The organism is Streptomyces sp. SID11385, assembly GCF_010548245.1.
Taxonomy (GTDB): domain Bacteria; phylum Actinomycetota; class Actinomycetes; order Streptomycetales; family Streptomycetaceae; genus Streptomyces.
This window is the reverse complement of the sequence record NZ_JAAGLR010000755.1, coordinates 1-24,422: the sequence shown is the minus strand read 5'-3', so window position 1 is coordinate 24,422 and position 24,422 is coordinate 1. Positions and strand designations below refer to the sequence as shown.

Sequence of the window (24,422 nt, the reverse complement as noted above, 5' to 3'; positions counted from 1 at the left end):
CACGGTGGTGCGCGCCACCCGGTCGCGGGCCGGGGGGGTGCACGGGCCGCGCCGCCCCGATGTCGTACCGCTCGGCGGGAAGTGAGCGCCACGGCCGCGGGGCCCCGCCCGATGATCCGCTTCGAGAACGTCGGCAAGCGGTACCCGGACGGCACCGTCGCGGTGCGCGACCTCTCCCTGGACGTCGCCGAGGGAGAGCTGGTCACCCTCGTCGGGCCTTCGGGGTGCGGCAAGACGACGACCATGATGATGGTCAACCGGCTCGTCGAGCCGACCTCGGGGCGCATCGAGGTGGACGGCGAGGACATCGCGCACGTCGACCCGGTCGCGCTGCGCCGCCGCATCGGTTACGTCATTCAGCAGGTGGGGCTCTTCCCGCACCGCACGGTGCTCGACAACACGGCGACGGTGCTCTCGCTGCTCGGCACGAAGCGGGGCCGGGCCAGGGCGCGCGCGAGGGAACTGCTCGCTCTCGTGGGGCTCGACCCGAAGACGTACGGTCCGCGCTATCCGCACCAGCTCTCGGGCGGGCAGCGGCAGCGGGTCGGGGTCGCGCGGGCGCTCGCGGCCGATCCGCCCGTGCTGCTCATGGACGAGCCCTTCGGCGCGGTGGACCCCGTGGTGCGCGAGCGGCTCCAGAACCAGTTCACCGACCTCCAGCGGCGCCTGCGCAAGACGGTGCTGTTCGTGACGCACGACATCGAGGAGGCGGTGCGGCTCGGGGACCGCATGGCGGTGTACGGGCCGGGGCGCATCGAGCAGTTCGACACGCCGCAGACCGTGCTCGGGCGTCCCGCGACCCCGTACGTCGCGGAGTTCGTCGGCACGGACCGGGGCCTGAAGCGGCTCTCGGTGACCGAGATCAGGCCCGAGGACCTGGAGGAGCCGCCGCTCGTGCGGCAGTCCGAGCCGTCCGCGCGCGCGGCGGCGCGGCTGCGGGCGGAGGGGGCGCGCTGGGCGGTGGTGCTCGACGCGGCGGGCGAGCTGCACGGCTGGGTGGGCGTGGACGAGGTGAGCGGCGGCGGGGAGCGGCCCGTCGGTGAGCTGGCACACCGGATGAACGCGTGGGTCCCGGTGGGCGCGCCGCTCAAGCAGGCGTTCGGCGAGATGCTCCAGCACGACGCGGGCTGGATCGCGGTGCTCGACGGGGCGCGCTTCCTCGGCGTCCTGACCCCGGGCAAGCTCCACGAGGCGCTGCGCCGCTCGGTGGACGCGGACGCGCGCGGGGTGGGGCGCGGGGACGTGGACTTCGAGTCGGTGGCGGACGCCTGAGCGGCGGTACGGGGCGGGGGGCGGCCTCCGGCGCACGGCGCCCCTCCCCCGTACCGCCGCCCACCTCGTACGTGCTCCCGCCCCCTGTCCCCGAGCCGTCAGGCGCTCGGGACCGCGTGGGCGCTCGGGGCCGCGAGGACGAAGTCCTGGCGCGTGACGTGACCCTCGCGGGGCAGGACGCGGCTCGCCGCGGGCCGGTGGCCCTTGGCGAGGGCGAGGACGCTGACCCAGTCCTCGGGCAGCCCCGCCGCGCCCCAGCGGCCCTCGTCGTCGGTGACGGTCTTCAGGAGCTGACGGCCGTCGTGGCCGAGGACGGTGATGAAGACGCCGGGCACGGGGCGGCCGTCGTCGTAGAAGACCTCGCCGCCGAGCACCGCCGTGCGCTCCCCGAAGGGGTCGTGCGCGCCGGGGGTGACGGCGTGCGGCACCGGGGCCTCCAGGGCCGGGTCCTCGACGGGTTCCTCGGGCGCCGCCGCCCCGGCGCGCTCGTGCTCCTTGCGCCGGGCGAGCACCGCCCCGACGACGACGAGCAGCAGGCCGAACACGAGCCACGCGCACAGCACGAGCGTCGGGCGCAGGATGCCCTTGCCGTCGAAGTAGAAGATGCCGTGCAGCGCCTCGATGACGTTGCCGAGCGGGAAGACCGGGTGCAGGGCGCGGAAGAAGGCGGGGACCATCTGGTACGGGATGGCGCCGCCGCTCGACGGGATCGAGAGCAGCACGAAGAGCGTGATGGCGACGCCGGGGATGAACTGCTTCACGAAGGGGACGAGCCCGTAGGTGACCCAGGCGACCGCTTGCGAGAGCAGGAAGAGGTAGAGAATGCCGAGCGGTTCGCCCGGGACGATGTCGAGGCCGCGCCCGACGAAGTAGGCGACGAGGCTCATGAAGGCGGACAGGCCCGCGAGGGTGAGCAGCTTGCCGCGCCGGGTGAGGTGGGCGCGGATGAGCATCATGACGGAGATGTAGGCGGAGATGTTGAGGGACATCGTGAGGTAGAAGAGCCCCGTACCGCTCGTGTCCCCGGAGGCGGTGGGGACGAGTTCGACCGTGTCGAGCTGTCCGCCCTGGCGCTCGACCAGCGTGCGGAAAGCGGTCGTGACGGCCTGTTCGAGGAGGGCGCCCTCGGCTTTGGCGAGGTAGAGGGTGGGGCGGCGGGCGTCTGCCGCGAAGGCGGCCTCGGTGTCGCGGTCGAGCACCTTGCGGCGTGCCTCGGCGGGCGAGCCGGCGGTGACGATGTCGAAGGCGCCGGGTGACGCCTTGCCGAAGGCCGCGCCGATCTCGCGCGCGGCCTGCGGGCCGGAGACGGCGACGCGCACGTCGTGCGGTGCCGGGTTGTGGAAGGGCAGCGCGTAGCAGAGCAGGAAGCCGAAGAAGAACAGGAGCGGGAACCACAGGCCGCCCGCGAGGGTGCGGGCGAGATCGGCGAGCCGGGCGCCGCGACCGCGCGGCTCGGGGGTCTCCTCGGTCATCGAAGCTGCCTTCCTGAGGGGTTCAGAGCAGGTGGTGGCGGTCGAGATAGTCGCGGGCGACGTCCTCGGGGAGGCGGCGCCAGCTGTCGACGCGGCGGTTGAGGTCGGCGAGGTCGGCGGTGGTGAGGACCTTGTTGAGGCGGCCGAGCGCGGTGGCGACGCGGCGCGAACCGGCCCGGGAGCGGTTGACGACGGGGACGAGGTAGTCGGCGTTCTGGAGCTTCTTGTCGTCGCGGAGCAGGACGAGCCCGAACTCGTCCAGCGTCGCGTCGGTCGTGGTGGTGGCGACGAGCTGGTCACGACCGTCTTGGACGGCCTTCTTCGCCTGCGTCGTGCCGAGGCCCTTGGGGTCGATCGCGGTGAGGTCGATGCCGTACGTCTTCTTCAGGCCCGGGGCGCAGTACGGGCGGGTCGCGCACTCGTCGCCCGCCGCGATGCGGACGGGGAGCTTCGCGCGGCCGAGGTCGGAGAGGGTGCGCAGGCCGTGCTTCCTCGCGTAGGCGCGGGTGACGGCGTACGCGTTCTGGTCGACCGCCTTGCCCGGGTCGAGGACGTCGAAGCCGCGCGCGGCGGCGAGGGCGCGCAGGCGGCGCATGGTGCGGTCGAGGTCGGGGGAGCCGACGGGTTCCGCGTCGGCGCCGTTCTTCTTGGCGTTCAGCCAGTCGGCGAACGTGGCGGCGTACTCGGGGACGACGTCGATCTGCCCGGATTCGAGCGCGGGCTCGTACAGCTCGCGGTTGGAGACGGTGAGCAGCCGGGTGCGGTAGCCGGCCTTGTCGAGGAGCAGCTTGTACATGTGGGCGAGCAGGTCGCTCTCGGTGAAACCGGCCGAGCCGATGGTGAGCTGCTTGCTGTCGCCCGGGGGCGCGGTGACCTCGTTCCGGTTCTCCAGGGACGGGCCGGTGGAGCAGGCGGTGAGCTGGGCGAGGAGGGCGAGGCTCGTCAGCGCCGTACGAGTGCGGCGCCGCGTGCCGCCCGGGGTACGGGTCACCGCGCGGCCTCCTGTGCGCGTACCGGCAGCCACCGCTCCCCCAGCGCGAAGGCGCCCTCGACGAGGAGCGCGAAGACGGCGACGAGGACGGCGCCCGCGACGACCTGCGGGGTCGAGGCGAGGTTGAATCCGGCGGTGATGATGCGGCCGAGCCCGCCGCCGCCCGCGAGCGCGGCGATCGTCGCCGTCGCGACGAGCTGGACGGCGGCGATGCGGACGCCGGTGAGGACGAGCGGGGCCGCGAGCGGCAGTTCGACGCGCCACAGGAGCTGCCGCCCGGTCATGCCCATGCCGCGCGCGGCGCGCACCACCTCGCGGTCCACGCCCCGCATCCCGACGTAGGCGTTGGTGAGCAGCGGCGGCACGGCGAAGAGGACGAGCGCGATGACGGTGGGGCCCTCGCCGAGCTTGCCGACCGGGGTGAGCAGGAGGAGGACGAGGACGGCGAAGGTGGGGACGGCGCGGCCGATGTTGGCGAGGTTGACGGCGAGGGCGCCGCCGCGCCCGATGTGGCCGAGGACGAGGGCGACGGGGAGCGCGAGGAGGCAGCTGACGAGCAGGCAGACGAGGGTGAGCAGGACGTGTTCGCTCAGGCGGTGCGCGATGCCGTTCTCGCCGGACCAGTGCGCGGGGTCGCTCAGCCAGTCCCAGGTGTCGCCGAGTACGTTCACGCGCGGGTCCACGGGGTGAGGAGGCGGCCGAGCAGGAGGAGGAGCAGGTCGGCGGCGACGGCGAGGAGGACGCACAGGACCGAGGCGGTGAGCACCTGGGCCTTGAAGTAGGTGTTCATGCCCTGGTAGATGAGGTTGCCGAGGCCGCCGAAGCCGACGATGGCGCCCACGGTGACGAGCGAGACGGCCGAGACCATCGCGATGCGCAGGCCCGCGAAGGCGGCGGGCAGCGCGAGGGGCAGTTCGACCGCGAGGAGCAGCCGCAGCGGCCCGTACCCCATGCCGCGCGCCGCCTGCCGGGTCTCCTCGGGCACGGCGCGCAGCCCGGCGAGGAGGTTGCGGACCAGGAGCGTGAGCGAGTACAGGACGAGCCCCGCGACGACGAGGGTCGCCGAGAGCCCGTACACGGGCAGGAGCAGCGAGAACATCGCGAGGGACGGGATCGTGTAGAGCACCGTGGTGAGCGCGAGCAGCGGCCCGGCCGTCCAGCGCAGGCGGCGCGCGAGGACGGCGAGCGGGACGGCGATGACGAGCGCGATGCCGACGGCGGCGGCGGTCAGCTCGACGTGCTGCGCGACGGCGTCGAGCAGCACGTGCCGCCGGGTGGTCAGGTACGTGCCGCAGATCCACTCGTTGCGTGCGAGGCAGTCGTCGGGGGTGGCTGGGCTGGCGCTCACCTCCCCATTCCAGCGGCGGCGCGGGGTGCGGGCACGTTCGGGCGGACCGTCCGGGTGGCGTGCGGCGGTGAGCGCTAGGTTGAGCGGCATGAGCAATCTGGACACCCACCCCGTGCCGAAGCCGTGCGGCGGTCGCGAGGACGTACTCGCGGCGCCCGTGCGCGAGCTGCTGAGCCCCCGTCGGGTGCCGCTCGGCGAGTCGACGGAGGTACGGCGGCTGCTGCCGAACCTCGGCCGCCGCATGATCGGTGCCTGGGCCTTCGTCGACCACTACGGGCCCGACGACATCGCGGACGAGCCCGGGATGCAGGTGCCGCCGCACCCGCACATGGGCCTCCAGACGGTGAGCTGGCTGCACGAGGGCGAGGTGCTGCACCGCGACTCGCTGGGCTCGCTCCAGACGATCAGGCCCCGCGAACTGGGCCTCATGACCTCGGGCCGTGCGATCTCGCACTCCGAGGAGAGCCCCCGCCCGCACGCGCGCTACCTGCACGGGGCCCAGCTCTGGGTGGCGCTGCCGGACGAGGCGCGCCATGTGGCCGCGCACTTCGAGCACCACGCGGACCTTCCGCACGTCACGGCCCCGGGGCTCGACGCAACGGTGGTGCTCGGCACGCTCGACACGGCGACGTCGCCCGGTACGACGTACTCCCCGCTCGTCGGCGCGGACCTCGCGCTGCGCGAGGGCACGGAGGCGGACCTGCCGCTGAACCCGGACTTCGAGTACGGGGTCCTCGCGATGTCGGGCGAGCTGTCCGTGGACGGGGTGCCCGTGACGCCGGGGTCGATGCTGTACCTCGGCTGCGGGCGCACGAGCCTGCCGCTGCGGGCCGTGTCGGACGCGGGCGCGATGCTCCTGGGCGGGGAGCCCTTCGCGGAGAGGCTGCTCATGTGGTGGAACTTCGTGGGCCGTACGCAGCAGGAGATCGAGCGGGCCCGCGAGGACTGGATGACGAGCGACCGCTTCGGCGAGGTCCACGGCTACGACGGCGCACGCCTGCCCGCGCCCGCGCTGCCGCCCGTACCGCTGAAGCCGCGGGGGCGGGAGCGGTGAGGGCGGGCCGGGCGCGGGCGCGTTCCGTGGGCCCGTGCCCCGGTCACCAGTCGTGCACGGTGCCGTCCGCGAGCCGGTTCACGGGGAGGTAGGCGGGCGCGTACGGGAAGCGCGCGGCGGCCTCGTCGTCGAGCGTGACGCCGAGGCCGGGTTCCTCGCCCGGGTGCAGGAGGCCGTCGGTGAAGCGGTAGGAGGTGCGGAAGACCTCCAGGGTGTGCGGGGAGTGGCGCATGTACTCCTGGATGCCGAAGTTGTGCACGGCGAGGTCCAGGTGGAGGGCGGCGGCCATGCCCACCGGGGAGATGTCGGTGGGCCCGTGCATTCCCGACCTGACGCCGTACACGGCGGCGAGGTCGAGGACGCGGCGCATGCCCGTGACCCCGCCGGCGTGCGTGACGGAGGAGCGGACGTAGTCGATGAGGCGTTCGCCGAGCAGCGTCGTGTAGTCGTGCACGGAGTTGAAGACCTCGCCGATCGCGAGCGGCGTCGTGGTGTGCTGCCGCACCAGGCGCAGTGCCGCCTGGTCCTCGGCGGGCGTGACGTCCTCCAGCCAGAACAGGTCGTACGGTTCGAGGCTCTTGCCCAGGCGCGCGGCCTGGAGCGGCGTCATGCGGTGGTGCCCGTCGTGCAGGAGGGGCAGCCCGGGGCCGAACTCGGCGCGCACGGCCTCGAAGACGGTGGGGATGTGCCGCAGGTACGCGGCGGTGTCCCACTGCTCCTCGGTGGGGCGGGCCGTGCGGCGCGCGGGCTCGTAGTCGTAGCGCTCGCCCGCGCCGTTCGCCGAGGCGGCGACGCCGTAGACGGAGTCGAGGCCGGGTACGCCGCTCTGCACGCGTATCGCGCGGTAGCCGGCCTCCAGGTGCGCGCGCACGGAGTCGAGCAGTTCGGGGATGTCACGTCCGGAGGCGTGGCCGTAGGCGAGCGCGCCGGTGCGGCAGGCACCGCCGAGCAACTGGTAGAGCGGCATGCCGGCGCGCTGGGCCTTGATGTCCCACAGCGCGACGTCGACGGCGGCGATCGCGGCCATCGTGACAGGTCCGCGCCGCCAGTACCCGCCCCGGTACAGGTACTGCCAGGTGTCCTCGATCGCGTCGGCGTCGCGGCCGGTCAGCAGCGGCACGATGTGGTCGCCGAGGTAGGAGGCGACGGCCAGTTCCCGGCCGTTGAGGGTCGCGTCACCGAGGCCGGTGAGACCGTCCTCGGTGGTGATGCGAAGAGTGACGAAATTGCGGCCGGGACTCGTGACGACGACGTCCGCTGCGTGGATCTTCACCGGGTGGGTCCTTCGGTGGGGGTATGAGGGCTCGCCCTGTCAGGTATACCGATTTACCTGAGTGCTGTCGATACCTCTGCCACTGCGCCATTGACCGATGGACATTCATGGTGGAACGTTTTCTCGACGAGCACGCGCCTCCCCCTGCTCGCGCTGGGGCGCGGGGAGCCCCGCTCACTCCCCCGCCCGTTCCTCCCGGACCCGGTACGGCACGAACGTGCTGCTGCGTTCGTCGATCGTGAGGGTGTGGCCCACGGGCGGGGTCGCGCGCTGGGGGCAGTCGAGATGTTCGCAGACGCGGCAGCCCATGCCGATGGGGGTGTCCGAGGCGGCGTTGTCGAGGTCGAGCCCTTCCGAGTAGACGAGGCGGCCCGCGTGGCGGACCTCGCAGCCGAGGCCGATCGCGTACGTGCTGCCGCGCTCGCCCCAGGCGCCGCCGCGCCGCGTGACGGTGCGCGCGGTCCACAGGTGGCGGCTGCCGTCGGGCATGCGGGTGAGCTGGACGTGCACGCGGCCCGGCGCGGTGAACGCCTCGTAGATGTTCCACAGGGGGCACGTGCCGCCCGAGCGCGAGAAGGGGAACCCGGTCGCGGACTGGCGCTTGGACATGTTGCCCGCGCGGTCGACGCGGACGAACGACAGCGGGACACCGCTCAGGCGCGGGCGTTGCAAGGTGCTGAGGCGGTGGCACATGGTCTCGTAGCCGAGGCCGTAGTGGTCGCCGAGGCGTTCGATGTCGTAGCGGTACTCCTCGGCGCGCGCGTGGAACTCGCGGTACGGGAGGACGAGGGCGCCGGCGAAGTAGTGCGCGAGGCCGATACGGGTGAGCGCGTGGGCGGGTGACTGGCGGGGGAAGTTCTCGGCCGCGAGCGAGTCGAGTTCGGAGCCGTACTCCAGGAGCGCGAGCTGCGCGGCCATGCGGAAGGTCTGCTGGCCCGGGCGCAGGCGCGGCGAGAGGTGCAGGGTGCGGCTCGCGGCGTCGTAGCGGTGCAGGTGGGGACCGGCCGTGGTCGCGACGTGCACGCCGTGCTGGGCCTCCAGGTGCTCGGCGAGGGTCTGGCCCGCCGTGCCGGGGCGGACGCGGAGTTCCCCGGCGAGGTCTTCCGCCGCGAGGTCGAGGTCGTGGAAGTAGTTGCGGCGCTCGTAGAAGAAGTCCCGCACCTCCTCGTGCGGTGAGCCGGGGAACTCCCGCTGCTCCTCGGGGCCGCCGCCGCGTCCCGAGAGCTGCTCGGTGAGGCGCTGGGAGCGGCGCTGGAGGTCGAGGAGGAGACGCGCGGCGCCGGGGGTGCGGGTGGCGATCTCCTCCAGTTCGCCGGGCAGGACCCGGCCCTCGTCCAGCGGCGCCGCGAGGGCTTCGCGCAGGTCGGCGAGGAGGCGGGTGGAGTCGCGGGCGGAGAAGAAGGACGCGTCGATGCCGAAGGTCTCGCCGATCTTGAGCAGGACCGGGACGGTGAGCGGTCGCGAGTCGTGCTCCATCTGGTTCAGGTAGCTCGGCGATATGCCGAGGGTGCGAGCGAGTTCGGCCTGGCTCAGGCGGCGTTCCTCGCGCAGTCGGCGCAGTCGCGCGCCCGCATAAGTCCTGGCCATGGCAGGCCCCCTCCGTCACTCCACGTCACTCCCGGCGAGAGTGGGAGCCACCTTAGCGGCCACGAGGGGATTGGCAAGCTTCGCAAAGCTGGCGGGGGAAGATTCACAGACTTCACAGATTTCCCCCCTTGATGGCACTCAGTGCCAGTGCCACAGTCGAGTCATCGCCCCGATCCCGCAAGGGAAACGAGGGCATCGCGGCGGGGCGGACAGCTCCAGTGGACTTAGTGCGACACTCCGTGCCGCACAGGGCTGAGTCCGGTCCCCCCGCCTCACAACCGTGACACCTCACCACAGCGACATCACTGCGACACCTCCAGGGAGACGGTGACCCTCATGGGCAAGACGACCGACCGCGCAGCCGAACTGACCCGCCGCTGGGCCGAGGACCCCCGCTGGAAGGGCATCGAGCGGACGTACTCCGCCGAGGACGTCGTGCGCCTCGCCGGCAGCGTCCGCGAGGAGCACACGCTCGCCCGGCGCGGCGCCGAACGCCTGTGGCGCCAGCTCCACGAGCGCGACTACATCCACGCGCTGGGTGCCCTTACCGGCGGTCAGGCCGTCCAGCAGGTCAAGGCCGGGCTCCAGGCCATCTACCTCTCGGGCTGGCAGGTCGCGGCGGACGCCAACCTCGCCGGGCAGACGTACCCGGACCAGAGCCTCTACCCGGCCAACTCGGTCCCGCAGGTCGTGCGCCGCATCAACAACGCGCTGCTCCGCGCCGACCAGATCGCGACCGCCGAGGACGACGGCGACACGACCGACTGGCTCGCGCCGATCGTCGCCGACGCCGAGGCCGGTTTCGGCGGCCCGCTCAACGCCTTCGAGCTGACGAAGGCGATGATCGCCGCGGGCGCGGCCGGTATCCACTACGAGGACCAGCTCGCCTCCGAGAAGAAGTGCGGCCACCTCGGCGGCAAGGTCCTCGTGCCGACCTCGCAGCACATCCGCACCCTCAACGCGGCCCGCCTCGCGGCCGACATCGCGGACACGCCGACCCTCGTCATCGCCCGTACGGACGCGCTCGCCGCGACCCTGCTCACCAGCGACGTCGACGAGCGCGACGCGCCCTTCGTCACCGGGGAGCGCACGTCCGAGGGCTTCTACCACGTGCGCAACGGCATGGCGCCGGTCATCGCCCGCGGTCTCGCCTACGCCCCGTACGCGGACCTCATCTGGGTCGAGACCGGCACCCCGGACCTCGCGCAGGCCAGGGAGTTCGCCGAGGCGATCCACGCCGAGCACCCGGACCAGATGCTCGCCTACAACTGCTCGCCGTCCTTCAACTGGCGCGCCGCGCTCGACGACGACCAGATCGCGAAGTTCCAGCGCGAGCTGGGGGCGATGGGCTACCGCTTCCAGTTCATCACCCTCGCCGGCTTCCACTCCCTCAACCACGGGATGTTCGACCTGGCGCGCGGCTACGCCGAGCAGGGCATGACCGCCTACGTCGACCTCCAGGAGCGCGAGTTCGCCGCGCAGGCCCAGGGCTTCACCGCCGTGCGCCACCAGCGCGAGGTCGGCACGGGCTACTTCGACCTCGTCTCCACGGCCGTCAACCCGGCCTCGTCCACCACCGCGCTGGCCGGCTCCACCGAGGCCGAGCAGTTCCACTAGCCGGACCGGGACGAAGGCGGGCCCCACTCCTCGCCCGCCCTCGCCCTCTCCTCGCGGGACGCGCCTTCCGGCGCCCCCGCACCGGGGACGCGCGCCTTCGCGTCGGCGCGCGTCCCCGCACCCCCCGAGTCGAACGGGGGCCGGGCACCCGTCTCCGTCCGGCCCCCGTTCCTCGCGCCCCCACCCGGTCCCCCGGGCCGCGCGTCCCCCGTGATCCGCCGTCCCGGCCCCGCCTCAGGAGGTCCCCGATGCCCACCCTCGCCCCGGCCCGTACCGTCCGGGTCCTCGCCGCCCCCGGCGCGCGCCACGAAGAGATCCTCACGCCTGCCGCGCTGGACTTCCTCGGCGCGCTCGTGGCCGCCTTCGGCGAGCGCCGCCAGTGGCTGCTGCGCGAGCGGCGCCGCCAGGCGCACCGCCTCGCCGCCGGAATCCGCCTCGACTTCCCACTCGTCACGACGCCGGTGCGCACCGACCGCTCCTGGCGCGTCGCGCCCCCGGCGCCCGGGCTCGCCGAGCGGCACGTGGAACTCGTGGGCCCGCCCACGCCGGGGGCCGCCGCCGCCGCGTACGGCTCGGGCGCCTCGACATGGACCGCCGACTTCGAGGACGCCACCTCGCCGACCTGGCACACCGTCCTCGACGGGCACCTCCTCCTCAAGGATCTCGCCCGCACCCCGCGCGCCGGCGAGGGCCCCACGCTCGTCGTGCGCCCGCGCGGCTGGCACCTCGACGAAGCGCACCTGGAGTACGGCGGACAGCCGGTGCCCGCCGCGCTCGCGGACTTCGCGCTCTTCTTCTTCCACAACGCGAAGGCACTCGTCGAGGCGGGCCACGGCCCGTACTTCTGCCTGCCGAAGCTGGAGAACCGGTACGAGGCGCGGCTGTGGAACGACGTCTTCCTGCTCGCCCAGGAACTGATCGGCCTCCCGGCGGGGACCGTGCGGGCCTCGGCGCTCATCGAGACGATCACCGCGGCGATGGAGATGGAGGAGATCCTGCACGAACTGCGGGAGCACAGCTCGGGGTTGATCGCCGGGCGCTGGGACTACCTGTTCAGCCTCATCAAGACCTTCGGGCACCGCACCGACTTCCTCCTGCCCGACCGCGCGCGCCTGCCGATGACGGCGCCGTTCCTGCGCGCGTACACCGAACTCCTCGTGCGCACGTGCCACCGGCGCGGCGCGCACGCGATCGGCGGCATGGCCGCGCAGGCGCCCGAGGGCGGCGCGGCGGCGATCGAGGCGGCGCTCGCCGAGGTGCGGCGCGACAAGGAGCGGGAGGCCGAGGACGGTTTCGACGGCTCGTGGGTCGCGCACCCGGGGCTCGTCCCGGTGGGCCGCGAGGTCTTCCGCGGTGTCCTCGGCGAGCGCCCGCACCAGCTCGACCGCACGCGCGACGACGTCGAGGTCCGGGCCGCGGAACTCCTCGCCGTGCCGCGCCTGACCGGGGCGCCCGGCCCGGAGGGGGTGCGGGGCAGCGTGGCACTCGCGGTCCGCTACTTCGACCGCTGGCTCGGCGGTACGGGGCTGCTGGACCAGGGCGGCCTCATCGCCGACGCGGCGACCGCCGAGATCGCCCGCACCCAGATCTGGCAGTGGCTGCGGCATGGCGCGGTGCGCCGCGAGACGGTGGAGCGGCACCTCGACGAGGAGCTGAACGCGCTGGCGGCGGAGGGAGGCTGCAGTGATCCTGCCGCAGTGCGGGAGTTGTTCGCGGCGACGGCGTTGGGGGCTGAACTGCCGTTGTTCTTCACGCAGTACGGGTACGACAAGTATGTGGCGAGCTGACGCCTCAAACGCCGGAGGGGCATATCCAGCCCCTCCGGCGTTTGAGGAGCGGGGTCCGGGGCGGAGCCCTGGCCGCCGGCCCCGACAGAGGGTGCTCCCACCCTCAACGGTGCCGAAATTCCGGCTTCCGCTTGTCGGTAAACGCCGCCATGCCCTCCTTCTGGTCCGCGAAAGCGAACACCGAGTGGAACAGGCGGCGTTCGAAGTGCACGCCCTCCGCGAGGGTCGTTTCGAAGGCCGTGTTGACCGCTTCCTTCGCCATCATGGCGGCCGGGGCCGAAAGGTTCGCGATCGTCTCGGCGGCGGCGAGCGCTTCCGTGAGGAGGTCGGCGGCGGGGACGATCCGCGAGACGAGGCCCGCGCGTTCGGCCTCGGTCGCGTCCATCGTGCGCCCGGTCAGGCACAGGTCCATCGCCTTCGCCTTGCCGACCGCGCGGGTCAGCCGCTGCGAGCCGCCGATCCCCGGGATCACGCCGAGCTTGACTTCGGGCTGCCCGAACCGCGCCGTGTCCGCGGCGATCAACAGATCGCACAGCATGGCGAGTTCGCAGCCTCCGCCGAGCGCGTGACCCGCGACGGCCGCGATCGTGGGCGTGCGCAGCCTGCCGAGCCGGTCCCAGGCCGAGAACCAGTCGTGCAGGTACATCTCGACGGACGTGCGCGGCGCCATCTCGGTGATGTCCGCCCCGGCCGCGAAGGCCCGATCGGAGCCCGTGATCACGAGACAGCCGACGTCCGGGTCCCGGTCCGCCTCCTCCGCCGCGCCGACCAGTTCCTCCATGAGCCGCGCGTTGAGCGCGTTGAGCGCCTTCGGGCGGTTCAGGGTGAGCAGCGCGACGCGGCCCCTGCGCTCGGAAAGGATCGTCTCGTACGTACTCATTCGGCCGCCTTCCCCGAGTCGTCCCGCAGGACCCGCACGATGCCCGAGAAGTCCTCCTCGGCGCCCCGCCCTTCGGCGTACGCCGCGTACATCTCCGCCGCGCGCAGCCCCAGTTCGGCCCGGACGCCGCCCGCGCGGACCGCGTTGGCCGCCAGGCCGAGGTCCTTGGCCATGAGCGGGGCGCCGAAGCCGGGGCGGTAGTCGCGGTTGGCCGGGGACGCCGGGACGGGCCCAGGCACGGGGCAGTTGACGCTGAGCGCCCAGCACTGGCCCGAGGCGGTCGAGGCGACGTCGTAGAGGGCCTGGTGCGAGAGGCCGAGGCTCTCGGCGAGGACGAACGCCTCGCTCACGGCGATCATCGAGACGCCGAGGATCATGTTGTTGCAGATCTTCGCGGCCTGCCCGGCACCCGCGGCGCCGCAGTGCACGACCTTCTTGCCCATGACGTCGAGCAGCGGCAGCGCCTCGGCGAACTCCGCCTCTCCCCCGCCCACCATGAACGTGAGCGTCCCGGCCTCGGCGCCGACGACGCCGCCCGAGACGGGCGCGTCGAGACAGCGCATCCCGCGCCCGGCGGCGAGCGCGTGCACGGCGCGCGCGTCGGCGACGTCGATCGTGGAGCAGTCGACGAAGAGGGTGCCGGGGCGCGCGGCGCCGAGGATGTCCTCGTACAGGCCGAGCACGTGGCGCCCGGCGGGGAGCATGGAGATCACGAGGTCGGCGCCGGTCACGGCCTCGACGGCGCTCGCGGCGGCCTCGGCCCCCGCCTCGACGCCCGCTTCGAGCGCGGCGGGCACGAGGTCGAAGGCGCGCACGGTGTACTCGGCGCGCACGAGGTTCGCGGCCATGGGGGCGCCCATGTGCCCGAGCCCGATGAACGCGACGGTGCTGACCTTCTTGTCGGTACTGCTCACCGTGTCACCTCCGGTGTCGGGGCGAGCCCGAGTTCGCGCTCGCCCAGGGGTGTGAAGAAGCGTGCGACGTCGGCGGCGTCGACCTCGGCGAGCGAGGCCGGGTTCCAGTGCGGGTCGCGGTCCTTGTCGACGACCTGCGCGCGGACGCCTTCGACGAGGTCGGGCGTGGCGAGGCACGTGAGCGAGACGCGGTACTCCTGGTCGAGCGCCTGCTCCAGACTGCCGAGCGCGCGGACGCGGCGGAGCGCTTCGAGGGTCACCTTGAGACTCCTCGGGGAGCGGCCTTCGAGGGTCGCCGCGTCGGCGTGGGCGGCGTCCTCGGGGCGGGCCCGCAGGCGCGCGATGATCTCCTCGACGGTGTCCGCCGCGTAACAGGCGTCGATCCAGGGGCGGTCGGTGTCGAGCGCGGCGGGCGGCGCCTCGGCCGCGTACCGTTCGACGGCCTCCTTCGCCGGCAGGGTGGCGAGCGCGGCGAGGAGTTCCGGCAGGGCGCTGGACGGTACGTAGTGGTCGGCGAGGCCGAGGCGCAGCGCGTCACCGGGCCCCGCGACCGTGCCGGTGAGGGCCTGGCGGGTGCCGAGGTGTCCGGGGGCGCGCGAGAGCAGCCACGTACCGCCGACGTCGGGTACGAAGCCGATGCCGGTCTCGGGCATCGCTGCCTTCGTGCGCTCGGTGACGATCCGGACGGAGCCGTGGGCGGAGACGCCGATGCCGCCGCCCATGACGATGCCGTCCATGACGGCGACGTACGGCTTGGGGTAGTGCGGGAGGCGGGCGTTGAGCAGGTACTCGTCACGCCAGAAGTCCGCGGCCTCCTGCCCGTCGCCGTCGCGCGCCGCCTCGTAGATGGCGCGGATGTCGCCGCCCGCGCACAGGCCGCGCTCCCCCGCCCCGGTGAGGACGACGGTCTCGATCGTGTCGTCCTCCTCCCAGGCGGTGAGGGCGGCGTCGATGAGGCCGACCATCTCGTGCGTGAGGGCGTTGAGGGCGCGGGGGCGGTTGAGGACGAGGTGGGCGGCCCGTCCCGCGACCGAGGTGAGGACCGGACCCTCCTCGGCGCCGCTCTTCTCCGCGCCGCTCCCCTGGGCGCCGCTCACCGCGCGGCTCCTGTGAGACCCCTGGCCACGATGACGCGCATGATCTCGTTGCTCCCTTCGAGGATCTGGTGGACCCGCAGGTCCCGGACGATCTTCTCGATACCGTACTCGTGCAGGTAGCCGTAGCCGCCGTGGAGTTGGAGCGCGCGGTCGGCGATCCGGAAGCCGGTGTCGGTGGCGAAGCGCTTGGCCATCGCGATGAGTTGCGGGGCCTGCGGGTCCTTGTTGTCCAGGGCGTCGGCGGCCTGGTGGAGCAGGGCGCGCGCGGCGGCGAGTTCGGTGGCCATGTCGGCGAGGCGGAAGCGCAGCGCCTCGGACTCGATGAGCGGCTGCCCGAACGCCTCGCGCTCGGTGAGGTGCGTCAGCGAGCGGTCGAGCGCGGAGCGGGCGCCGCCGAGCGAGCACGCCGCGATGCCGAGCCGGCCGCCGTTGAGGCCGTTCATGGCGATGCGGAAGCCCTGCCCCTCGTCGCCGAGCATGCGCTCGGCGGGCACCCGCACGCCGTCGAGGATCACCTGCCGGGTCGGCTGGGCGTTCCAGCCCATCTTGTGCTCGTTGGGCCCGAAGCCGAGCCCGGGGTCGTCCTTGTCGACGAGGAAGGCGCTGATGCCGTCGGGACCGGCGCCTCCCGTACGGGCCATGACGAGGTAGAGCCGGGCGGCGCCCGCGCCGGAGATGAACTGCTTGACGCCGGTGAGGACCCAGTCGTCGCCGTCGCGCACGGCCCGGGTCGAGAGCGCGGCGGCATCCGAGCCGGCGCCCGGCTCGGTGAGGCAGTAGCTCGCGAGGTCGTCCATGGCGCACAGCCCCGGCAGGTAGCGGGCGCGCTGGGCCTCGTCGCCGTAGGTGTCGACCATCCAGCCGACCATGTTGTGGATCGACAGGTAGGCGGCGACGCAGGGGCAGCCGGTGGCGAGCGCCTCGAAGACGAGGACGCCGTCGGCGCGCGTGAGGCCGGAGCCGCCGGACTCCTCGCGGACGTAGACGCCGCCGAGGCCGAGCCCCGCGGCCTTGCGCAGGACGTCGACGGGGAAGTGCTTCTCGCGGTCCCACTCCAGGGCGTGCGGGGCGAGGTGGTCCCCGGCGAAGTCGAGCGTGGTCTCGACCAGGGCCCGCTGGTCCTCGCTCAGCAGCGTGTCGTACGTGGTGGTGTGGTGTGTGGTGGTGCTCATGGTGGTGCCCTCAGCCCATCGTCGGGAGGGTGAAGCTCGCCCCTTCGCGCAGCCCCTTGGGCCAGCGCGAGGTGACGGTCTTGGTGCGGGTGTAGAAGCGGATCGAGTCCGGTCCGTGCTGGTTGAGGTCGCCGAAGCCGGACGCCTTCCAGCCGCCGAAGGTGTGGTACGCGACGGGCACCGGGATCGGCACGTTGACGCCGACCATGCCGGTGTTGACGCGGCGCGTGAAGTCGCGGGCGGTGTCGCCGTCGCGGGTGAAGATCGCGACGCCGTTGCCGAAAGGGTGTTCGCTCGGCAGGCGCAGCGCCTCCTCGTAGTCGGCGGCGCGCACGACGCTCAGGACGGGGCCGAAGATCTCCTCCTGGTAGATCCGCATACCGGGGGTCACGCGGTCGAAGAGCGAGGCGCCGGCGAAGAAGCCCTTCTCGTGTCCGGCGAGGGTGAAGTCGCGTCCGTCGACGACGAGTTCGGCCCCTTCCTGGACGCCGAGGTCGACGTAGGAGCGGACGCGGGCGAGGGCGTCAGGACCGACGAGCGGCCCGAAGTCGGCCTCGGGGTCGTCGCTCGTGCCGATCCGGAGCCCGGCGATGCGCTCCTTGAGGCGGGCCACGAGCGCGTCGGCGGTCTCCTCGCCGACGGGCACGGCGACGGAGATCGCCATGCAGCGCTCCCCCGCCGAGCCGTACCCGGCGCCGACGAGGGCGTCCACGGCCTGGTCGAGGTCGGCGTCGGGCATCACGATCATGTGGTTCTTGGCGCCGCCGAAGCACTGGGCGCGCTTGCCGTTCGCGGCGGCGCTCGCGTAGATGTGCGCGGCGATGGGCGTGGAGCCGACGAAGCCGAGTGCCTGGACGCGCGGGTCCTCGATGAGGGTGTCGACGGCGCGGCGGTCGCCGTTGACGACGTTGAGGACCCCGGCGGGCAGCCCGGCTTCGAGGAAGAGTTCGGCGAGGCGCAGCGGCACCGAGGGGTCGCGCTCGGAAGGCTTGAGGAGGAAGGCGTTGCCGCAGGCGAGGGCGGGGGCCGCCTTCCAGAGCGGGATCATCGCGGGGAAGTTGAAGGGCGTGATGCCCGCGACGACGCCGAGCGGGGAGCGCAGCGAGTGCACGTCGATGCCGGTCCCGGCGTTGTCGGTGAACTCACCCTTCATCAGGTGCGGGATTCCGGCGGCGAACTCGACGACTTCGAGGCCGCGCTGGAGGTCGCCGTGCGCGTCGGCGATCGTCTTGCCGTGCTCGCTCGACAGGAGGCGGGCGATCTCGTCCTTCTCCTGGTCGACGAGCTGGAGGAAGCGGAGCAGCACGCGGGCGCGGCGCTGCGGGTTCCACTCGCCCCACTCCCGCTGCGCGCGGGCCGCGTCGGCGATCGCGGCCTCGGTCTCGGCGCGGCTCGCGAGCGGTACGCGGGCCTGCACCTCGCCGGTGTTGGGGTCGTAGACGTCGGCGAAGTCCCCGGAGGTGCCGGGGGTGTGCTTGCCGCCGATGAAGTGGGTGAGTTCGCGTACGGGGGCGCGGTCGGGCGCACTGGCCATGAGGAGCCTGCTCTCGTCGGACGGTACGGAGGGCGAGCGGTACGGATCGGGCGGTACGGGACCAAGCGGTGCGGGTCGGCCGGTACGGGGCCGGACGAGTGCGGGCGGCTCACCCCTCTCGGACATCTCTGACTATCAGGGCAGCACGGATCGTCCCACGGGCGGTCGCCGATCCCGGATCACCGCGCCCCTGAACTGCCCGGACTATATAGTTGGACGTCCTAGTAAATCCAGCCTCCGCACGGGGACGTCGACAAAGCCGCAGGTCGGGCGGGGTGTGTTGAGGGCCCGTCAGCGCGCTGGGCGGGGCGCGGGGCGTCTCACCGCGCGCGGGAGCGCCGCCCGCGGGCCCGGACCAGGTAGACGGCCCCCGCCAGGACGACCACGGCTCCTCCGGCCGCTCCCCACACGGCGGCGTGTCCCCCGTCGCCCGGCCGCGGCTCCTCGCCGACGACGGCCGCGACGCGTGCCGTGTCGTCGGCGGGCTCCGGGTCGGCCGGGTACTCCTTGCCGTCCTTGCCGCGCAGCCGCACGGAGCCCTCCGCGGGGAGGGTGCCGAGGCGGACGCGGAAGGTGAGCAGTTGCGTGTCACCCGGTTCGTGGACGGTGAGGGGGCACGTGTAGACGCCGGCCTTGTCGTGCGTGCACAGCGGCTCGAAGTAGTCCTCGTCCAGCTCCTCCATGGGCTCCTTGAGCACGCGGGAGCCCTTGGGCGGGGTGAACTCGATCTTGACGGACGGGTATCCGCCGGGGTCTCCCGGGCCCTTGTTCGTGGCGCCCACCCGGATGTCGTGCTCCTCGCCGCCGTGGCCGCGCAGGCGGGCGCCGACCGCCGCGAAGTCGGAGGGGTTGTCGACGGAGAAGCGGGTCCAGGCGGTGGCCTCGCGGCTCCAGGTGCCCGTCGTGCCGGTGCCGGGCTCCGGGCGCAGGGCGGGGCCCTTGCCGGGCTCGCCCCGCTCGGGGACGACGACGCCGTCGTACGGGCCGAGGTCGAGGGGCCAGGCGGACAGTTGCAGGCTTCCCTCGGTCCGCACCTCGGGGGCGCGCAGGTCGAGGCCGGGCGCGAGGGCGACGCTCTCGCCGGGGGCGAGGTCGAGCGAGGGGAAGCGGCAGACGGCGGTGGTCCGCCGGTAGCGGCAGTTCGAGAAACCTTCGGCCGGTGTCATGGTGCTGGTCGTGTAGGTGAACCCGAGGCCGTGCGCGGGGGTCTCGCCCGCGTTGCGCACGACGAGCGCGACGCGGGTGCGGGCGCCGGGGCGCAGGTGGGTGACCTCTTCGGCCCTGCGTATCTCCAGGACGGGGCCGCCGACCACGACGTGCGTGGTGGCCTCGCTCACGCGGCCGTCCGGCGCCTCGTAGCGCAGGTGCAGGTCTCCGGCGTCCCCGGCCTCGCTGCCCGGCGCCGCGTGGGGGAGGGCGCCGGCCCAGTCGCCCCAGCTGTTGTAGCTCGCGCCGACGGCGCAGACGATCCGGGTGCGGTCGCCCGCGCAGCCGTTGCCGAACTTCTTGAGGTACAGGACCTTCTCGGCCCCGCGCACGTCCATGATCAGGCGCCCCGACTTCTCGCCCGCCACGGTGTCGGCGTCGTAGTACACGTGCAGGCGCTTGTCGCGCGCGGGCCGTTTGGGCCCCCCGGGCGGTGCGACGTGGTACGTGGCGGGGGCGGTCAGGTGCGGTTCCGCGGCGGCGGCCGGGGCGGTCCCGAGCGGGACCACCCCGGTGAGGCACGCCGCGAGGGCGAGGAGGACGCCGCGGGTACGGGGGGTGCGGGGGCGAACGGCCATGCGGAGCAGTCGATCACGAGGACCGCCGCGCGTGGACGGCGCCCCCGCCCGTACACCCGGACCGCGGCGAACGGGCCCCCACCCTGGGCCCGTTCAGCCCTCGTCGCCCTCCAGGTCCCCCTCCGTCTCCAGGTAGACCTGGCGCAGCGCGTCGAGCACCGCGGGGTCGGGCTCGGCCCACATGCCGCGCGACTCGGCCTCCAGGAGGCGTTCCGCGATGCCGTGCAGGGCCCAGGGGTTGGCCTCCTGGAGGAAGGCGCGGTTGGTCTCGTCGAGGACGTACGTCGCGGTGAGCTTGTCGTACATCCAGTCGGCGATGACGCCGGTCGTCGCGTCGTAGCCGAACAAGTAGTCCACCGTGGCGGCGAGTTCGAAGGCGCCCTTGTAGCCGTGGCGGCGCATCGCCTCGATCCAGCGGGGGTTCACGACGCGGGCGCGGAAGACGCGCGAGGTCTCCTCGACGAGGGTGCGGGTGCGGACCGTCTCGGGGCGGGTCGAGTCGCCGATGTACGCCTCGGGCGCGGTGCCGCGCAGCGCGCGCACGGCGGCGACCATGCCGCCGTGGTACTGGAAGTAGTCGTCCGAGTCGGCGATGTCGTGCTCGCGCGTGTCGGTGTTCTTCGCGGCGACGGCGATCCTGCGGTAGGCGGTCTCCATCTCCTCGCGCGCGGGCCGCCCTTCGAGGCCGCGCCCGTAGGCGTACCCGCCCCACACCGTGTAGACCTCGGCGAGATCGGCGTCGGTGCGCCAGTCGCGCGAGTCGATGAGCTGGAGCAGTCCCGCGCCGTAGGTGCCCGGGCGCGAGCCGAAGATACGGGTCGTGGCGCGGCGTTCGTCGCCGTGCTCGGCCACGTCGCGCCGCACGTGGGCGCGGATGTGGTTGACGTCCGCGGGCTCGTCCAGCGAGGCGGCGAGGCGGACGGCGTCGTCGAGGAGGCCGACCGTGTGCGGGAAGGCGTCGCGGAAGAAGCCGGAGATGCGCAGGGTCACGTCGACGCGGGGGCGGCCCAGCTCCTCGTACGGGATCGCTTCGAGCCCGGTGACGCGGCGCGAGGCGTCGTCCCACACGGGCCGGACGCCGAGCAGCGCGAGGGCTTCGGCGATGTCGTCCCCGGCCGTGCGCATCGCGCTCGTGCCCCACAGCGAGAGCCCGACGGAGGTGGGCCACTCGCCGTGGTCGGCGCGGTAGCGGTCCAGGAGCGAGGTGGCGAGGGCCTGCCCGGTCTCCCAGGCGAGGCGCGAGGGGACGGCCTTCGGGTCGACGGAGTAGAAGTTGCGGCCGGTCGGGAGGACGTTGACGAGGCCGCGCAGCGGGGAGCCAGAGGGCCCGGCGGGGACGAAGCCGCCGCGCAGGGCGTGCAGGGTGTGGTCGAGTTCGTCGGTCGTCGCCGCGAGGCGCGGGACCACCTCGCGCGCGGCGAAGGCGAGGACGGCGCGGACGTCCTCGTTCTCGTCCTGCGGCACGGCCTCCGGGTCCCAGCCCGCGTCCTCCATCGCCTGGACGAGCGCGCGGGCGCGCTCCTCGGCGGCGTCGGCGCTCGCGAGGGTCGCGGCGGACTCGTCCAGGCCGAGCGCTTCGCGCAGCCCGGGGAGCGCCTGGGTGCCGCCCCAGATCTGGCGGGCGCGCAGGATCGCGAGGACGAGGTTGACGCGGTCGGTGGCGGCCGGGGCCTTGCCGAGGACGTGGAGGCCGTCGCGGATCTGGGCGTCCTTGACCTCGCAGAGCCAGCCGTCGACGTGGAGGATGAACTCGTCGAAGCCCTCGTCGTCGGGGCGGTCTTCGAGGCCGAGGTCGTGGTCGAGGCGGGCGGCCTGGATGAGGGTCCAGATCTGGGCGCGGATCGCGGGGAGCTTCGCGGGGTCCATCGCGGCGATCTGGGCGTGCTCGTCCAGGAGTTGTTCGAGGCGTGCGATGTCGCCGTAGGACTCGGCGCGGGCCATCGGCGGGACGAGGTGGTCCACGAGGGTCGCGTGGACGCGGCGCTTGGCCTGCGTGCCCTCGCCGGGGTCGTTGACGAGGAAGGGGTAGACGAGGGGCAGGTCGCCGAGGGCGGCGTCGGGGCCGCAGGCGGCGGAGAGTCCGGCGTTCTTGCCGGGCAGCCACTCCAGGTTGCCGTGCTTGCCGAGGTGCACCATCGCGTCGGCGCCGAAGCCGCCCTCGCTCACCGGGGCCGCGATCCAGCGGTAGGCGGCGAGGTAGTGGTGCGAGGGGGGCAGGTCGGGGTCGTGGTAGATGGCGATGGGGTTCTCGCCGAAGCCGCGCGGGGGCTGGATGAGGACGAGGAGGTTCCCGTAGCGGAGCGCGGCGAGCACGATGTCGCCCTCGGGGTTCGCGCTCCGGTCGACGAACATCTCGCCCGGCGCGGGCCCCCAGTGCTCCTCGACCGCCTCGCGCAGCTCCTTGGGGAGTGTGGCGAACCAGCGGCGGTAGTCGGCGGCGGGGATGCGGACCGGGTTGGCCGCGAGCTGCTCCTCGGTGAGCCAGTCCTGGTCGTGCCCGCCCGCGTCGATGAGCGCGCGGATCAGCTCGTCCCCGTCGCCGGACTCGACGCCGGGTATGGGCTCCGTGCCGAAGTCGTAGCCCTCGGCGAGGAGGCGGCGCAGGAGCGCGACGGCGCTGGCGGGGGTGTCGAGTCCGACCGCGTTGCCGATGCGGGAGTGTTTGGTGGGGTACGCGGACAGGACGAGCGCGAGGCGCTTGTCGGGCGCGGGGATGTGCCGCAGGCGGGCGTGGCGCACGGCGATCCCGGCGACGCGCGCGGCGCGCTCGGGGTCGGCGACGTAGGCGGGGAGGCCGTCGGCGTCGATCTCCTTGAAGGAGAAGGGGACGGTGATGAGGCGGCCGTCGAACTCGGGCACGGCGATCTGGCTGGCGGCGTCCAGCGGAGAGACGCCCTCGTCGTTCTCCTCCCAGTCGGCGCGCGAGCCGGTGAGGCACAGGGCCTGGAGGATCGGCACGTCGAGCCCGGCGAGCGCGCCCGCGTCCCACGCCTCCTCGTCGCCGCCCGCGCTCGCCTCGGCGGGGCGCGTGCCGCCCGCGGCGAGGACGGTGGTGACGAGGACGTCGGCGGTGCGGAGCGTGTCGAGCAGTCCCTCCTCGGGGGTGCGCAGCGAGGCCACGTACAGCGGGAGCGCACGGGCGCCCGCGTCCTCGACCGCCTCGCACAGCGCGTCCACGAAGCCGGTGTTGCCGCTCATGTGGTGCGCGCGGTAGTAGAGCACCGCGACGACGGGCCCGGTGGTGGTGCGCGGGGTGCGCTCCAGGGGGCCCCAGGAGGGGGCGGGGGCGGGCGCGTCGAAGCCGTGCCCGGTGAGGAGCACGGTGTCGGAGAGGAAACGGGCGAGGTGGTCGAGGTTCGCCGGGCCGCCGTGGGCGAGGTAGGCGTGCGCCTCGGCCGCGATGCCGACCGGGACGGTGGAGGCGGCCATGAGCTGGGCGTCGGGGGCCTGCTCGCCGCTCAGCACGACGACGGGCCTGCCGTCGGCGAGGAGCAGGTCGAGCCCCTCCTGCCAGACGCGGATGCCGCCGAGGAGCCGTACGACGACGAGGTCGACGCCTTCGAGGAGGGCGGGAAGCTCGTCGAGCGCGAGCCGCGAGGGGTTCGCGAAGCGGTACGGGACCGGGCCCGCGGCGGCGCGGGCGCTGAGCAGGTCCGTGTCGGACGTCGACAGGAGCAGGAACATGCGGCGTCGGCCCTTCCTCGGGGTGTCCACGCCCCGGGCGGTGTTCGGACGGCGGGAGTTCCTGACTCACACGCGGCGACTGCGCGTGCTCACAGTGGCGGGACCGCGCCGGATTCGCACCGGGCTTCCTCCCCAGGGGTCGCCCCCAGTCGCCGTCGTGGCGGTGGCGGACCGGGTGGGACCGCCGAGTGGTCATAGTACGGGGGCGGGGTCGGCGGGGGTACGGGGCGGCCTCGCCGTCCGGCGGATCGGTATGCTCGCCGCCATGCCCTCCCCTCTTCCGCGCCCCGCCGTGCCTCCGGCGTCCCCGGTGCCTCCGGCGAGCGCCGCCGGGGCCCGTGGCGACGCCTGTCCCGGCGCGCTGCGGCTGCACCTCGCCGACGACGGCGGGCTCGCCCGGGTACGGGTGCCGGGCGGGGTGCTCGACGCGGAGCGGTGGCAGGCCCTCGGCGCGCTGGCCCTGCGGCACGGGGACGGCGACCTGCACCTGACCTCGCGCGGCAACGTCCAGCTGCGCGGTCTCGACCCCGCCTGCGGTGACGGCCTCGGCCGCGCCCTCGCGGACGCCGGACTGCTTCCCTCGCCCGCCCACGAACGCGTCCGCAACATCGTCGCCTCGCCGCTCTCCGGACTCGACGGGCTCGGGGTACGCCCCGTGCGCGACTGGCTGCGCGCGCTCGACGCCGGGCTGTGCGGCAGTGCCCGGGCCGCCGCTCTCTCGGGACGGTTCCTCTTCGCGCTCGACGACGGCCGGGGCGACATGACCGCGCTGGGGGCCGACGTCACCGTGCGCGCCCTGCCGGGGGACGAGGCACTGGTGTCCCTCGGCGGTGAGTGCTTCGCCGTGGCCGCCGCGCACGCCCCGCACGCCGCCCTGCGCGCGGCGGAGGTCTTCCTCGACGCCGCGGCGCGCGTCCCCGAGGGGACCCGCGTGTGGCGGGTCGCCGAGCTGCCCG

General features: G+C 73.6%; 17 protein-coding genes, 1 pseudogene and 1 riboswitch. Of the genes and pseudogenes, 5 read left to right on the top strand and 13 right to left on the bottom strand.

The features are described 5' to 3' along the window. Window positions 1–111: 111 nt before the first annotated feature. Complete coding sequence (locus G3I42_RS23425; protein WP_164289002.1) at window positions 112–1,272, top strand: betaine/proline/choline family ABC transporter ATP-binding protein; 1,161 nt, start codon at window positions 112–114, stop codon at window positions 1,270–1,272. A 98-nt stretch (window positions 1,273–1,370) separates the two neighbouring features. Here the strand turns inward: G3I42_RS23425 and G3I42_RS23420 are convergent, their stop codons facing one another. The 4 genes from G3I42_RS23420 to G3I42_RS23405 are packed head-to-tail and all read right to left on the bottom strand — an operon-like array spanning window position 1,371 to window position 5,083. Beyond that, window positions 1,371–2,744, bottom strand: coding sequence for a carboxypeptidase regulatory-like domain-containing protein (locus G3I42_RS23420; RefSeq protein WP_164288998.1), 1,374 nt, complete (start codon window positions 2,742–2,744; stop codon window positions 1,371–1,373). 22 nt (window positions 2,745–2,766) lie between these two features. Further along, complete coding sequence (locus G3I42_RS23415) at window positions 2,767–3,735, bottom strand: ABC transporter substrate-binding protein (RefSeq protein ID WP_164288996.1); 969 nt, start codon at window positions 3,733–3,735, stop codon at window positions 2,767–2,769. Next, window positions 3,732–4,406 (bottom strand): ABC transporter permease subunit, encoded by a 675-nt coding sequence (locus G3I42_RS23410; RefSeq protein WP_164288994.1) that lies wholly within the window; start codon window positions 4,404–4,406, stop codon window positions 3,732–3,734. The genes G3I42_RS23415 and G3I42_RS23410 overlap by 4 nt, the downstream gene beginning before the upstream one ends. Continuing rightward, window positions 4,403–5,083 carry an ABC transporter permease gene (locus G3I42_RS23405; protein WP_164288992.1) on the bottom strand — a complete coding sequence of 227 codons (681 nt, stop codon included), beginning with the start codon at window positions 5,081–5,083 and terminating at the stop codon, window positions 4,403–4,405. Before G3I42_RS23405 ends, G3I42_RS23410 begins: the two co-directional genes overlap by 4 nt. Before the next feature lie 88 nt (window positions 5,084–5,171). On the opposite strand from G3I42_RS23405, the gene G3I42_RS23400 reads away from it, so the two are divergent. Continuing rightward, the gene (locus G3I42_RS23400; protein WP_164288990.1) at window positions 5,172–6,137 is read left to right on the top strand and encodes a pirin family protein; all 966 of its coding nucleotides are present in this window, start codon (window positions 5,172–5,174) and stop codon (window positions 6,135–6,137) included. Window positions 6,138–6,180: 43 nt separating this feature from the next. On the opposite strand, the gene manD is transcribed toward G3I42_RS23400, so the two are convergent. Both manD and G3I42_RS23390 read right to left on the bottom strand, forming a co-directional pair. Beyond that, window positions 6,181–7,410, bottom strand: coding sequence for a D-mannonate dehydratase ManD (gene manD, locus G3I42_RS23395; RefSeq protein WP_164288988.1), 1,230 nt, complete (start codon window positions 7,408–7,410; stop codon window positions 6,181–6,183). A gap of 174 nt (window positions 7,411–7,584) precedes the next feature. After that, entirely contained in the window at window positions 7,585–8,997 is a 1,413-nt protein-coding gene (locus tag G3I42_RS23390) for a short-chain fatty acyl-CoA regulator family protein (protein ID WP_164288986.1), read from the bottom strand. Window positions 8,998–9,333: 336 nt separating this feature from the next. Between G3I42_RS23390 and aceA the strand changes: the two genes are divergently transcribed. Together aceA and G3I42_RS23380 are read left to right on the top strand one after the other, a co-directional pair. Next, the gene (aceA, locus tag G3I42_RS23385) at window positions 9,334–10,614 is read left to right on the top strand and encodes an isocitrate lyase (protein ID WP_164288985.1); all 1,281 of its coding nucleotides are present in this window, start codon (window positions 9,334–9,336) and stop codon (window positions 10,612–10,614) included. Window positions 10,615–10,862: 248 nt separating this feature from the next. After that, on the top strand, window positions 10,863–12,401 hold the full coding sequence (locus G3I42_RS23380) for a malate synthase (RefSeq protein ID WP_164288983.1): 1,539 nt from the start codon (window positions 10,863–10,865) through the stop codon (window positions 12,399–12,401). 103 nt (window positions 12,402–12,504) lie between these two features. On the opposite strand, the gene G3I42_RS23375 is transcribed toward G3I42_RS23380, so the two are convergent. From G3I42_RS23375 to cobN, 7 genes are all read right to left on the bottom strand, one after another. Then, window positions 12,505–13,281 (bottom strand): enoyl-CoA hydratase, encoded by a 777-nt coding sequence (locus G3I42_RS23375; protein ID WP_164288982.1) that lies wholly within the window; start codon window positions 13,279–13,281, stop codon window positions 12,505–12,507. Next, entirely contained in the window at window positions 13,278–14,141 is an 864-nt protein-coding gene (mmsB, locus tag G3I42_RS23370; RefSeq protein WP_203607213.1) for a 3-hydroxyisobutyrate dehydrogenase, read from the bottom strand. The genes G3I42_RS23375 and mmsB overlap by 4 nt, the downstream gene beginning before the upstream one ends. Window positions 14,142–14,191: 50 nt before the next feature. Beyond that, complete coding sequence (locus G3I42_RS23365) at window positions 14,192–15,292, bottom strand: enoyl-CoA hydratase/isomerase family protein (RefSeq protein ID WP_164288980.1); 1,101 nt, start codon at window positions 15,290–15,292, stop codon at window positions 14,192–14,194. Next, on the bottom strand, window positions 15,289–16,464 hold the full coding sequence (locus tag G3I42_RS23360; RefSeq protein ID WP_164288979.1) for an acyl-CoA dehydrogenase family protein: 1,176 nt from the start codon (window positions 16,462–16,464) through the stop codon (window positions 15,289–15,291). Before G3I42_RS23360 ends, G3I42_RS23365 begins: the two co-directional genes overlap by 4 nt. A 10-nt stretch (window positions 16,465–16,474) precedes the next feature. Further along, the gene (locus tag G3I42_RS23355; protein ID WP_164288978.1) at window positions 16,475–17,998 is read right to left on the bottom strand and encodes a CoA-acylating methylmalonate-semialdehyde dehydrogenase; all 1,524 of its coding nucleotides are present in this window, start codon (window positions 17,996–17,998) and stop codon (window positions 16,475–16,477) included. A gap of 320 nt (window positions 17,999–18,318) precedes the next feature. Then, window positions 18,319–19,782, bottom strand: coding sequence for a hypothetical protein (locus tag G3I42_RS23350; RefSeq protein WP_164288977.1), 1,464 nt, complete (start codon window positions 19,780–19,782; stop codon window positions 18,319–18,321). Between the two features lie 93 nt (window positions 19,783–19,875). Continuing rightward, window positions 19,876–23,466: a cobaltochelatase subunit CobN gene (cobN, locus tag G3I42_RS23345; RefSeq protein WP_164289000.1), complete on the bottom strand. Its 3,591-nt coding sequence runs from the start codon at window positions 23,464–23,466 to the stop codon at window positions 19,876–19,878. A gap of 55 nt (window positions 23,467–23,521) precedes the next feature. Then, window positions 23,522–23,597, bottom strand: a riboswitch (cobalamin riboswitch). 122 nt (window positions 23,598–23,719) lie between these two features. Between cobN and G3I42_RS23340 the strand changes: the two are divergent. Then, window positions 23,720–24,422: pseudogene (locus G3I42_RS23340) on the top strand (cobalamin biosynthesis protein CobG); the annotation flags it as partial.